An 11588-nucleotide genomic window follows, 5' to 3' on the forward strand; every position below is an offset into this window, starting at 1 on the left:
CGTCCGCCCGCCGGTCACCGCAGCTGGCGGCGGACCAGGTCGTGGAGGGCGCCGCCCGGGTTCGCCAGGAGGGTGGCCGGGGGGCCCTGTTCGACGATGCGGCCCTCGGCCATCACGATCACCCGGTCCGCGTCCATCACCGTCGACAGACGGTGCGCGATCACCAGGCGGCTGGCGCTCAGCGTGCGGGTGCTGTCCATGACGACGCGCTGCGTCTCGTTGTCGAGCGCGCTGGTGGCCTCGTCGAAGAACAGGATGCGCGGCTTGCGCACCAGCGCCTGCGCGATCATCAGCCGCTGGCGCTGCCCGCCCGAGATCGCCCCGCCGCCGGAGATCATCGTGTGCAGCCCCATCGGCATCCGCTGGATGTCCTCGGCGAGCCCCGCCATCGCGGCCGCCTCCACGACCTCCTCCTGCGTGTACGCCTCGGTGCCGCGGATGCAGTCCAGGATCGAGCCGGACAGCGGCTGCGCGTTCTGCAGCACCACCCCGCACTGCCGCCGCACCTCCGCCTGGTCCAGCGCGGCCAGGTCCTGACCGTCGTACAGCACGCTCCCGGACGCGGGCCGGTCGAAGCCGATCAGCAGCCGCAGCAGCGTCGACTTGCCGCAGCCGCTGGGGCCGACGACCGCCACGAACTCGCCCGGCCGCACCTGCAGCGAGACGTCGTCGAGGACCAGCGGGCCGTCCTCGGTGTAGCGGAACGACAGGCCCCGGGCCTCGATCTCCCCGGTCAGCGCCCCCGGCCGGGCCCCCGCGCCCCGCACCTCGGGCTCCTCGTCCAGCAGCGGCCTGACCTGCTCGAACAGCGGCAGCGCCGCGGCCGCCGAGACCAGCGCCCCGGTGACCTGGGTGACGGACGTCAGCAGCATCGTCAGGGCGGTGCTGAACGTGAGGAAGCCCGACGCGGACAGTGTGCCCTCGGCCGGTCCCGCGAGCAGCACGAACATCGTCACCGAGCACAGCGGCAGACACACCGCGTCGAGCACCGAGCTCAGGTTCCGGATCCGCCCGGCCCTCTGGTGCAGCTCCCGCGACGTCGCGAACTCCCGCGCCCAGGCCGCGTACGCGAAGCTCTCCGCCGCCGCGACCCGCAGCTTCGGCAGCCCGCGCAGGGTCTGGTACGCCTGGTTGTTCAGCTTGTTGCCGAGCTCCACGAGCCGCCGCTGCCAGCGCAGCTGCCACAGCCCCATGCCGAGGAACACCGCGCCGACCACGACCAGCATCGCGAGCGCCACCAGTGCCAGCGACCCGCTGTACGCGAACAGCAGCACGACGTTCATCGCGCCGACCGTGCACGCCTGCAGGACCACCGGCCCCAGACCCGACAGCACCTGGCGCACGGCACTGACGCCCATGGCCGCGCTCGCCAGCTCGCCGGTGGAGCGGCCGGCGAAGAACCGGGTCGGCAGCCGCAGCAGCCGGTCCCACACCGCGGGCTGCAGCGCCGCCTCGATGCGGCCCTCCATCCGCAGCACCGTGAGGTTCTGCAGCAGCATGAACGCGGCCGTGACCAGGCCCGCGAGCAGCACCCCGACGGACACCTGCACGATCAGGTCGGTGCGGGCGTTCGGCACGTACTCGCCGAGCACCCGGCCGGTCGCGATCGGCACCAGCGCGCCCAGAGCCACCGTCACGAGCCCGCCGAGGAACAGGTTCCGCAGGTCCGCGCGGGCCCCGCGCAGACTGAACCGGAGCAGCCGCCACGGGGTCACCGGCCCCGGGGGCAGCGGCCGGTAGAACATCACCGCCCGCGGCTCGAACTCCTCCGCGTTGTCCTCGTCGACCCGGATCCGCCGCCCGGTCGCCGCGTTGACCGCCTCGTACCGGCCGCGCCGCCACAGCAGCGCCACCGGCGCGCCCGACCGGGCGCGGTGTCCGACGAGCGGGCCGCAGTCCTGCCGCCACCAGGAGCCGTCGAGCCGTACGTCGCGGGTGCGCAGCCGGGCCGCCGTCGCGATCCGCTCGACGGGGGAGACCCGGTCGTTCGGCTCGCCGCCCCGCGGGGCCTCGGGCAGCGTGATGCCGCTCGCCGCGGCGACCAGGCGGCAGACGGCGTACACCGCGTCGTCCGCCGCCCGGTCGCCGGCCGCGTCCGGTCCCGTCGCGCGCCCGTCACCGCGCCTGGACCGGTCGGGCCGCCCGATCGAGGCGAGGAGCGCCCGGTCCGCGCGGGCGCGGACGGCCTCTCCGGCCCTGATCCCCTCGGCCGCACGGTCCTCGTGGGCGCGGTCGAGGCGTTCGATCCAGCGGTCGACGGCGGACAGCAGCCGGTACTGCTGGTTGACCATCCGCTGCCACATCGCACCGTCGACGAGCAGGTCGGCGGCCGCCTCGTCGCCGACCGAGGCCCCGTACGCCACACTGCCCGGCTCGACGTCCATCCACAGGACGTCGTCGTCGGCCACGGCGTCGTCGCCGCCGGGGCGGCCGTCGAGCGGAGCCTCGAACAGCACGCCCAGGCCACGGCCGACGCCGAGCGCGAAGGCGTGCTCCAGGGGGCCCGCCTCGGGCGCCTGGGTCGTGTACGGCCGCTCGTACGGGTGCCAGACGCCCCACTCGTCGTACGCGCCGTACGCCTCGTGGCTCTCGTACGTCTCGTACCCGGACCGGTGCAGCTCCCGCAGGCCGATCCGGCGCACCAGACAGTCCTGCGAGGGCCGGCCGAGCAGGGTGTGACGGGGGCCCTCGACGGGGCCCAGCAGCAGCGTCCCGGTCTCGAGCCGGCCGAGGAAGTGCCAGGCGCCCTGCTCGACGGCGTCCACCGCGAACAGATCGAGCGCGCCGCCGACCACGAGCCACAGCACGTGTGGCCCCTCCAGGGGCAGCGTGCGCAGTCCGGTGCAGTCCAGGGGCGTGCCGAGCCCGCCGAGGGCGTGGACGACGGGGTCGAGGGCGACGACGGACTCGGCGGGCGGGGGGTAAGCGGACGACACGTCAGTGCTCCTTGACCAGCTCGGCGTACGCGCCCCCGGTGGCGACCAGCTCCTCGTGCCGGCCGCGCTCCACCACCGTGCCGTGGTCGAGCACCAGGATCTCGTCGCTGTCGCGGACGGTGCTCAGCCGGTGCGCGATGACCACGCAGGCGCAGCCGCGCCGCCGCAGGTTGTCGATGATGAGGCGCTCGGTCTCCGCGTCGAGGGCGCTGGTCACCTCGTCGAGGACCAGGACGCTCGGCCGGCGCACCAACGCCCGGGCGATCTCGAGCCGTTGGCGCTGGCCGCCGGAGAAGTTGCGGCCGTCCTGCTCGACGCGGCCGTGGATACCGTCGGGCCGGCGGGTGATCACGTCCAGGAGCGCGGCGTCCCGCAGCGCCGCGGTCACCGCCTCGTCGGGGATCGACGGGTCCCACAGCGCCACGTTGTCCCGGACGGTGCCCTCGAAGAGGAACACGTCCTGGTCGACGAAGGAGACGGACGCGGCGAGCGTGCCGCGCGGGATGTCGTCGAGCCGCTGGCCGTCGATGCGGATCACGCCCTCCCAGGGGCTGTACAGCCCCGAGATCAGCCGGGAGACCGTGGACTTGCCGCTGCCGGAGCCGCCGACGAGGGCGATCTGCTGCCCCGGTCCGAGACTCAGCGAGAAGCCGCTGAGCAGCGGCTTGTCGAGGGGGCTGTAGCCGAAGGTGATGTCCTCCAGGGCGATGTGGCCCTTGAGCCGGCGGGTGTCGGACTCGGGGTCCGGGCCCCAGTACACCGGGTCCACCGGGAAGTTCTCGACGTCCTTCAGCCGGGCCAGGTCCGCGGCGAAGTCCTGGATGCGGCCGGCGACGCCGTTGAGCCGGGTGATCGGGGCGCTGAAGCGCGCCACCAGCGCCTGGAACGCGACGAGCAGGCCGATCGACAAGTGGCCCTCCACCGCCCGCAGTCCGCCGATCCACAGAATCAGCGCGCTGTTGGCCGTGGCGAGCGTCGGCGCGACGACCGCGAGGACCGCGCTCGGCACGCCGAGCCGTTGCTGCACGTCCAGGGTGGTGGCGTGCTGGCCCGCCCAGCGGCGGAAGAAGCCCTGCTCGCCGCCGGTCGCCTTCATCGTCTCGATCAGCTGCAGACCGGTGTACGAGGTGTTCGTCAGCCGGGCGCTGTCGGCGCGCAGCTTCTGCGTGCCGGTGGCCCGCAGCCGGATCACGACCCGCATCGCGACCACGTTGAGCAGCGCGATCCCCACGCCCACGAAGGTGAGCTGGGGGTCGTACGTCCACAGCAGCACCGCGTACAGGATCACCACGACCCCGTCGACGGCGGCGGCCGTCAGGTCACGGGCCAGGGTTTCGGCGACGGCGTCGTTGGACTGCAGCCGTTGGACGAGGTCGGCCGGGCTGCGCTGGGCGAAGAAGCCCACCGGCAGCCGCATCAGATGGCGCAGGAAACGGGCGCTGCTGAGCGTGGACGAGATGATCCGCCCGCGCAGCAGATTGGCCTGCTGTAGTCCGGTGAGCACGGCGGTGAGCACCACCAGTGCGGCCATCGACGCGAACAGCGGGCCCAGCAGCGAGGACTGACCACCGATCAGGAACAGGTCGATGTACGTCCGGCTGAGCGCCGGCAGCGCCGCGCCGACCGCGACCAGGAGCAGGCTCGCGAGCAGTGTCGCGAGCAGGGTGCCGGTGGTGCCGCGCATCCGGGCGGGCAGGGCCTGCAGCACGCCCGGCCGGCGGCCGCCGGGGCGGAAGTCGTCGGTGGGCTCGAAGACCAGCGCCACCCCGGTGAAACTGGTGTCGAAGTCCTCGGCGGGCACGAAACGGCGGCCCTTGTCGGGGTCGTTGATGTGCACGCCCCGGCGGCCGAAGCGTCGCCCCGCGCCGTCGTACACGACGTAGTGGTTGAACTCCCAGAACAGGATCGCGGGCGGCCGCACCCCGGCCAGCGCCGCGGGCTCCATCTGCATGCCCTTGGCCTGCAGCCCGTAACTCCGCGCCGCCTTCAGCACGTTGCTGGCACGTGAGCCGTCGCGGGAGACGCCGCAGGCGATCCGCAGCTCCTCCAGGGGCACATGGCGGCCGAAGTGGGCGAGCACCATCGCGAGCGCGGCCGCCCCGCACTCCACGGCCTCCATCTGCAGGACGGTGGGGGTGCGGACGGCCTTCTGCTTCGGGGGCTGCGGCTGCCGGCGCGGCTTGCGCCGGCTCGCGGACCGCTGCGGCACGGCCGGCTCGGGGGCGCGGCGGCGCCGGCGGTCGGCCGGCGGCAGCCTTCGCTGGGCGGTCACGGCAGCAGCCAGTCGATCGGGCGCTGTTCGGCCAGGCGGACGACGGCGCTGAGCGGGGTCATGGAGGTGAGCGGGTGCGGCGGGCCGCCGGCGGACGACCAGGCGTACCCGGAGGCGTTGTCCGGCGCGCGCTCCAGGCGCACCAGGACGGGCAGGGTCCGGCCCTGTTTCACGAACTGGTCGGCGAGCTGGGCGTTGCCGAGGAAGGCCGCGAGCTGCTGCCGGGACTGGGCGGTGCGGGCCACCGACTCGACGCGGCCGCGCAGGACCCCGTACTCCTGCTGCGGGACGGACTGGACGGTGAGGTCGACGGACGCGCCGACGGGGACGGTCGGTGCGTCCTGCGCGGTCAGGTAGACCACGGCCTTCAGCGGGTCGTCGGAGCCCTCCGCCCGTTCGACGGCCGCCACGTCGGTGCCGACGGTGACGACGGCGCCGATGCCGGCGGCGAGGGCGGTCAGGCGGCCCGCGGCGAGGGTGCGGACGGTGGTGGCGCCCTGGGGGGTGCGCAGTTCGAGGAGCGGTGCGTCGGCGTCGACGCGGTCGCCCTCCTGTGCCAGGACGTCGGTGACCTGCCCGGCGACCGGGCTCTGCAGCACGTAGCCGCCCTGCCCGTGGGTGAGCAGCCCGGGGGCGGACAGCGTGGCGGACACGGTGCCGGTGACGGCCCAGACGGTGGCGGCGGCCATCGCGAGGACCGTGACGATCAGGACGAGGCGGCCCTGCGGACGGGCGAAGCGCACCGGCAGATCGATGTCGTCGCCGGACTGCAGCTTGTCGAGGGCCTGTTGGCGGAACTGCATGGAACTCTCCGGAAAGGCGGGCATGCCCCGGGGTCGTCAGGACCCCGGGGCATGCGACGCGACGCTACGGTCAGACGCCCGCGACGGTGGCGTTGAGCAGGCCGGCGACCGGAGCGGTGTTCAGGCCGGTGGCGCCCTCCACCGTGCCGATGACGGTACCCAGCAGCGGGGTCACGGCCGGGGCGATGCCGTCGATGGCAAGGGTGCCGTTGGCGACGACGCCGCCACCGAGACCGCCGGACACGTTGTCCAGGTCGGCGTCGGAGATCTCCATGGTCTCGATCTGGGGGTTCATGAAATTCCCTTCAAATGGGGACGTACTGAAACGGCCGCGGTCGCCGGACACCGGACCGGTGGCATCGGTCCGGAGGGGGAGCTTCCGTGGAGGTCTGGATCAAAGCACGCCGGTGCGTCGCCCAGCCACTCGCACGGAGCTCCCAACGGGCGTTCCCGTGTATGGAATTGCCTGTGGGTGCACAACCGTCCATCACTTGGAGGCACCTTCTTCACGAGTTCACCCGAGGTGGCGGCCGGCCGGACGGAGAGGTGCTGACATGGAATAAGACATTCCGCTCAGAGGTCGTCCGGCCGGGCCGCCGGCTCGTGCAGGACCTGGAAGAACCTCGGGAGGCGGTGTGACCTCTGCGCAATCGGTGTGCAGATCGCGCGGTCGTCGCGGCCCGTCGCCGCTCAGTGCCGCTCGGTGACCATGACCGCCGCCGCGGGGCAGAGACCGGCCGCCAGGCGGGCGGACTGCCGGTGCGCCGGAGCAGGGGCGGCGGTGAGCAGGAGCACGAGCCCGTCGTCGTCCTGGTCGAAGACCTCCGGGGCGGTCAGGGCGCACATCCCCGCTCCCTGGCAGCGGTCGCGGTCGACGGACAGTTCCAGCGGGTGCTGCTGGTCCATGGCCTCAGACCTCGTCCCAGGCGACCGGCAGGCTGTGCACGCCGTAGATGTTCATGTCGGTGCGCAGCGGTACGTCCTCGGGGCCGACGGCCAGACGCAGCGTCGGGAACCGGGTCAGCAGCGCCGGGAGCGCCACCGTCATCTCCACCCGGGCCAGTTGCTGGCCCAGGCACTGGTGGATGCCGTGCCCGAACGCCAGATGGCCGCTCCCGCCGCGCCGCAGGTCCAGCGCGTCCGGGTCGTCGAACCTCCGCGGGTCGCGGTCGGCCGCGTCGATCGCGAGCGTCACCGACTCGCCGGCGCGGATCACCTGCCCGGCCAGCTTCACGTCCTCCAGCGCCGACCGCACCGTGGTGTGCGCGATGCTCAGATACCGCATCAGCTCCTCGACGGCCGGCCCGGCCAGCTCCGGCTCCGCGCGTAGCGCCGCCGCCTGCGCGGGGTGGCTCAGCAGCGCGAACGTGCCGTGGGCCAGCATGTTCGCCGTGGTGTCCAGACCCGCGGCGAGCAGGAAGGCGCCGAGACCGGTCAGCTCCTCGTCGGTGAGGTCCGACTCCCGCGCCAGATCGCTCAGCAGGTCGTCGGTCGGCTCCGCGCGCTTGGCGACGACGAGGGCGTGCATGTACTCCGTCAGGCCCGTCATCGCCGCCCCGCGCTCCTCCAGGGAGGCGTCCTGCGACATGAGCGTGGCCGCCTGCCGCTGGAACGTCTCGCGGTCCGCGTACGGCACCCCGAGCAACTCGCAGATCATCAGCGCCGGGATCGGCTGGGCGAACACGGTGACCAGGTCCACGCCGGGCCCCTGCCGCTCCATCGCGGCCAGTCGCTCCGCGGTCACCTCCTCGACCCGCTCGGTCAGCAGCCGCATCCGGCGGACCGTGAACCGGCCCATCAGCAGCCGCCGGAAACGGGTGTGCTCGGGGGCGTCCATGCCCGTCATGTCCCCGGTCGGCGCGGGCGGCAGCGGGCCCTCGGGGCCGCCCGGGAAGGGCAGGAGCAGCAGTTCGTACCGCGAGCTGAACCGCGGGTCGGCGAGGATCGCGCGGACCTCCGCGTACCCGGTCGCCAGCCAGCCGGCGTGCCCGTCGGGGTATGCCATCCGGCGCAGCGGCAGCTCCTCGCGGAGCGGGCCGAGTCCGGCGGCCGGGTCGAAGGGGCAGCCGGCGGCGCGCTGGGTGGGCAGGGCGACGGGCTCTTCGAGGGCGGACATGTGTGCCTCCGGGGATAAGGGGTGTACGGGGCGGGCGGTGTCGTGTCGCATGCGGGTCACCGGGCGGCGGTACGGGTGAAGGCGCGGCGGGCCCAGAGGTAGCCGACGACCGTGAGGCCGGCGCACCACGCGAGGGCGAACCAGCCGCTGGTGCCGATCTCCGTGCCCATCAGCAGTCCGCGCAGGGTCTCGATGACGGGGGTGAAGGGCTGGTACTCGGCGAACCAGCGCAGGCCCGTCGGCATGGAGTCGGTCGGCACGATCGCGCTGCCGAGGAACGGCAGGAAGGTCGCCGGCAGCGGGATGTTGCTCGCGGACTCCGGGGTCTTGGCGATCAGGCCCACACCGGCCGACAGCCAGGTCAGCGCGAGGGTGAGCCCGGCGAGCAGACCGGCCGCGGCCAGCCACTCGACGAACGTGGCGTTCGGGCGGAAGCCGATGGCGAGCGCGACGCCGACGACCAGCGCGATGGCCAGCAGCGTCTGGATCACACTGCCGACGACATGTCCGGTGAGGAACGAGGCGCGGGAGATCGACATGGTCCGGAACCGGTTGACGATCCCCTCGGTCATGTCGACGCACACGCCCACCGCCGTCGCGACCGCGCCGGCGGTGGCGGCCATCAGGATGATGCCGGGGGCGACGTAGTCGATGTACGCGCCGCCCGAGCCGCCCTGTGCACCCGGACCGATGCCGGCCCCGAGGGCGCCGCCGAAGGCGTAGTTGAACAGCAGGAGCATCATCACCGGCATGACGACGGTGGAGACGGTCATGGCCGGGTAGCGCTGCGCGTGCTTGAGGTTGCGCCGCAGCATGGTGATCGAGTCGCGCAGGGCGTACGACTTCGGGGTCGTCCTGTTCGCCGTGTTCGTCGTACTCGCTGTGCTGATCGTGCTCATCGCGAGGAGTCCTTCGGGGAGTCGGAGCGGCCGGTGAGGGTGAGGAAGACGTCGTCGAGGTCCGGGGTGTGCTGGGTCAGCGACTCGGCCCGCAGCCGCTCGGCGTCCAGGACGTCGAGTACCGCGCGGAGCGTCGCGATGCCGCCGTCGCTCGCGATGCGCAGGCTCAGCTCCTCGTCGTCGCGGACCGAGCCGGCGAACCGCTGGGCGGCGGTGTCGAGTTGCGCGGCGTCGGGGAAGGTCAGCCGGATGTGGCCGCCGGGGATCAGGCGCTTGAGCTCCTCGGCGGTGCCCTCGGCGACGATCCGGCCGCGGTCGAGGACGGCGATCCGGTCGGCGAGCTGGTCGGCCTCCTCCAGGTACTGCGTGGTGAGGAAGACGGTGACGCCCTGTTCGACGACGAGCCCGCGGATGATCTCCCACATGGTGCGCCGGCTGCGCGGGTCGAGACCGGTGGTCGGCTCGTCGAGGAAGATGATCCGCGGGTCGCCGACCAGCGTCATCGCCAGATCGAGCTTGCGCCGCATGCCGCCGGAGAACGTGGACACCGGCTTCCGCGCGGCCTCGGTCAGCTCGAACCGGTCGAGCAGCGCGGCGGCCCGGCGGCGGCCCTCGGCGCGCGGCAGGTGCTCCAGGTCCGCCATCAGGAGCAGGTTCTCCTCGGCGGTGAGCAGCTGGTCGACGGCGGCGAACTGCCCGGTGACGCCGATCGCGTCGCGTACGCCCGGGGCCTCGCGCACGAGATCGCAGCCGGCCACCCGGGCCTGGCCGCCGTCGGCGGGGACGAGCGTGGACAGGATCTCGACGGTGGTCGTCTTGCCGGCGCCGTTGGGGCCGAGCAGGGCGAAGACCGTGCCTTCGGGGATGTGGAGGTCCACGCCGTTGAGGACCACCTTGTCGCCGTACGCCTTGCGCAGACCGACGGCGGAGATGGCGGGCGGAGTGCCGGTGCGGGAGTCCGGGAGAGCAATTGTTGTCATGGGCATGGCAAATCAACCTCCGTGCGGGGCTGGGGTCGGGTGAAGGGGAAGGGAGTGGTGAGCCCCGGGGGAGGTGGTCCCCTCCCGGGGGTCAGGGCGTTACCGGGGCGGGGGGTCAGGCCCGGCGGATGAGGATGTCCCCGACGCTGGTGCGGGCCTGCACCTCGACGGTGTCCTGCGCGCCGCCGGGACCCTCGGACGGGCCGAGGGAGTTCTCCACCCGGCCGAAGCCGGTGTGCAGGTCCAGCCAGGCGGCGGTGGCCTCGGGGATGCCGATCTCGATGTCGCCGGTCGAGGTCCGCAGCTCGACCCGGCCGCGCGGCGCCTCGCCGAGCCGGATGTGACCGTTGGCGGACTTCGCCTCCGCGCCCGCGTGTGCGACGCCGACGGTGATGCGGCCGTTGGACGCGTTCAGCTTGAGCGGGCCCGCGACCTCGCCGATCTCGGTGTCGCCGTTGCCGTTCTTGACGGACGCGGCGCCGCCGACGGTGCCGATCTCGACCCGGCCGAACGCCTGGATCTCGGCGTCGCCCGAGGCGTGCTCGACACTGACGTCCCCGTGCGAGGTGCGCAGGTCGACGGCGTCCGCCTCGCCGAGCCGGATGTCGCCCATCGATGTCTTGATCCGGCAGTCGCCGAGCGGGCCGGAGCACAGGACGTCGGCCATCGGGAAGGTGCCCCGGACGCTCGACCCGGCGGGCAGCTCGACGGTCACGTCGATCGACCCGGTGCGCCCGAAGAGGGAGCGCTTCCTGGGCCCCTTGAGGGTGAGCGTGCCGTCGGCGTAGGTGACCTTGGTCTGCTGGACGGCCTTGACGTCGGCCTCCTCACCGGCGTCGCGCGGCAGGACCTCGACGACGGTGGTGGTGCGCTTGCCCGCGAGGACCCGGGCGGTGCCGGCGTCGAACTCCAGGACCGCGGTGATGGGGTCGGGGGTGTCGTAACTGGGCATGGCTGTCCCGTCCTAGTGACTCGGGTGGGTGTTTCCGCAGGTGGGGGAGGGGCGTGAGGCGCGGGCTACCGAACCCATCCGGTGTAGCTCTGGCCGTGCTTGACGTTGCGGGCGGGGGTGGTCCGGCGGGCCGGCTCGCCTCCCTCCAGGGCCTGCGCCACGGCCCGTACCAGCCAGGCGTTGACGGACAGGCCCTCCTGGCCGGCCGCCTCCTCGGCGCGGGCCTTGAGGTGGGCGGGAAGGCGGAGGTTGATGCGGGCGGTGCCGCCTTCGTCGCCCTCGGGCACCACGGGTGCGGCGGGCGCCGCCGGGGCGGCGGACGGCCCGGCCTCCGGCTCCGGGGCGGGCGTCACGACGAACTCGGGGTCCAGCCCCCGCAGCCGTACGTCCACCGAGCCGGGCGCGAGCTCCCGGGTGATCTCGTCCGAGGCGGCCGACAGCGCGTTGAGGATGGTCAGCCGCGCGGCCGACTCGAGCGGTGCGGTCAGCCGCTCGGCGAGCGCCCGGGCCTCGTCCCCGCCGGCGTTCGCGGCGACGGCGAGCTCGTGGCGGAGGTGGTCGACGTAGGGGGTCAGGTCCATGACGTCATAGTGGCACCATTATGATGCCAATGCAAGTGCGTGTGGCACC

The 11588-nt window shown here is 73.3% G+C and carries 10 protein-coding genes; all 10 read right to left on the bottom strand.

Translation table 11 applies throughout. The annotated features are described in order from the left end of the window. Positions 1-14: 14 nt before the first annotated feature. On the bottom strand, positions 15-2936 hold the full coding sequence (locus ABZO31_RS28920) for an NHLP bacteriocin export ABC transporter permease/ATPase subunit (RefSeq protein WP_406864252.1): 2922 nt from the start codon (positions 2934-2936) through the stop codon (positions 15-17). 1 nt (position 2937) lies between these two features. Next, complete coding sequence (locus ABZO31_RS28925) at positions 2938-5208, bottom strand: NHLP family bacteriocin export ABC transporter peptidase/permease/ATPase subunit (protein WP_406864253.1); 2271 nt, start codon at positions 5206-5208, stop codon at positions 2938-2940. Beyond that, positions 5205-6011 carry an HlyD family efflux transporter periplasmic adaptor subunit gene (locus ABZO31_RS28930; protein ID WP_406864254.1) on the bottom strand — a complete coding sequence of 269 codons (807 nt, stop codon included), beginning with the start codon at positions 6009-6011 and terminating at the stop codon, positions 5205-5207. The genes ABZO31_RS28925 and ABZO31_RS28930 overlap by 4 nt, the downstream gene beginning before the upstream one ends. Before the next feature lie 70 nt (positions 6012-6081). After that, positions 6082-6306, bottom strand: coding sequence for a type A2 lantipeptide (locus ABZO31_RS28935; RefSeq protein ID WP_406864255.1), 225 nt, complete (start codon positions 6304-6306; stop codon positions 6082-6084). Positions 6307-6701: 395 nt separating this feature from the next. Then, entirely contained in the window at positions 6702-6917 is a 216-nt protein-coding gene (locus ABZO31_RS28940; protein ID WP_406864256.1) for a ferredoxin, read from the bottom strand. A gap of 4 nt (positions 6918-6921) precedes the next feature. Further along, positions 6922-8127 (bottom strand): cytochrome P450, encoded by a 1206-nt coding sequence (locus ABZO31_RS28945; RefSeq protein ID WP_406864257.1) that lies wholly within the window; start codon positions 8125-8127, stop codon positions 6922-6924. A gap of 56 nt (positions 8128-8183) precedes the next feature. After that, positions 8184-9026: an ABC transporter permease gene (locus ABZO31_RS28950; protein ID WP_406864258.1), complete on the bottom strand. Its 843-nt coding sequence runs from the start codon at positions 9024-9026 to the stop codon at positions 8184-8186. Next, positions 9023-10006 carry an ATP-binding cassette domain-containing protein gene (locus tag ABZO31_RS28955; protein WP_406864260.1) on the bottom strand — a complete coding sequence of 328 codons (984 nt, stop codon included), beginning with the start codon at positions 10004-10006 and terminating at the stop codon, positions 9023-9025. The genes ABZO31_RS28950 and ABZO31_RS28955 overlap by 4 nt, the downstream gene beginning before the upstream one ends. 115 nt (positions 10007-10121) lie before the next feature. Beyond that, positions 10122-10958: a DUF4097 family beta strand repeat-containing protein gene (locus tag ABZO31_RS28960; protein ID WP_406864261.1), complete on the bottom strand. Its 837-nt coding sequence runs from the start codon at positions 10956-10958 to the stop codon at positions 10122-10124. A gap of 65 nt (positions 10959-11023) precedes the next feature. Further along, on the bottom strand, positions 11024-11539 hold the full coding sequence (locus ABZO31_RS28965) for a toxin-antitoxin system HicB family antitoxin (RefSeq protein ID WP_406864262.1): 516 nt from the start codon (positions 11537-11539) through the stop codon (positions 11024-11026). Between the last annotated feature and the right edge of the window lie 49 nt (positions 11540-11588).

The organism is Streptomyces solicamelliae (assembly GCF_045348655.1).
Taxonomy (GTDB): Bacteria; Actinomycetota; Actinomycetes; order Streptomycetales; family Streptomycetaceae; genus Streptomyces; species Streptomyces solicamelliae.

What these genes read in the sequence shown, in the direction of transcription:
- ABZO31_RS28930 (WP_406864254.1), bottom strand. Translation starts at nt 6,011, where the DNA reads ATGCAGTTCCGCCAACAGGCCCTCGACAAGCTGCAGTCCGGCGACGAC.
- ABZO31_RS28935 (WP_406864255.1), bottom strand. Translation starts at nt 6,306, where the DNA reads ATGAACCCCCAGATCGAGACCATGGAGATCTCCGACGCCGACCTGGAC.
- ABZO31_RS28940 (WP_406864256.1), bottom strand. Translation starts at nt 6,917, where the DNA reads ATGGACCAGCAGCACCCGCTGGAACTGTCCGTCGACCGCGACCGCTGC.
- ABZO31_RS28945 (WP_406864257.1), bottom strand. Translation starts at nt 8,127, where the DNA reads ATGTCCGCCCTCGAAGAGCCCGTCGCCCTGCCCACCCAGCGCGCCGCC.
- ABZO31_RS28950 (WP_406864258.1), bottom strand. Translation starts at nt 9,026, where the DNA reads ATGAGCACGATCAGCACAGCGAGTACGACGAACACGGCGAACAGGACG.
- ABZO31_RS28955 (WP_406864260.1), bottom strand. Translation starts at nt 10,006, where the DNA reads ATGACAACAATTGCTCTCCCGGACTCCCGCACCGGCACTCCGCCCGCC.
- ABZO31_RS28960 (WP_406864261.1), bottom strand. Translation starts at nt 10,958, where the DNA reads ATGCCCAGTTACGACACCCCCGACCCCATCACCGCGGTCCTGGAGTTC.
- ABZO31_RS28965 (WP_406864262.1), bottom strand. Translation starts at nt 11,539, where the DNA reads ATGGACCTGACCCCCTACGTCGACCACCTCCGCCACGAGCTCGCCGTC.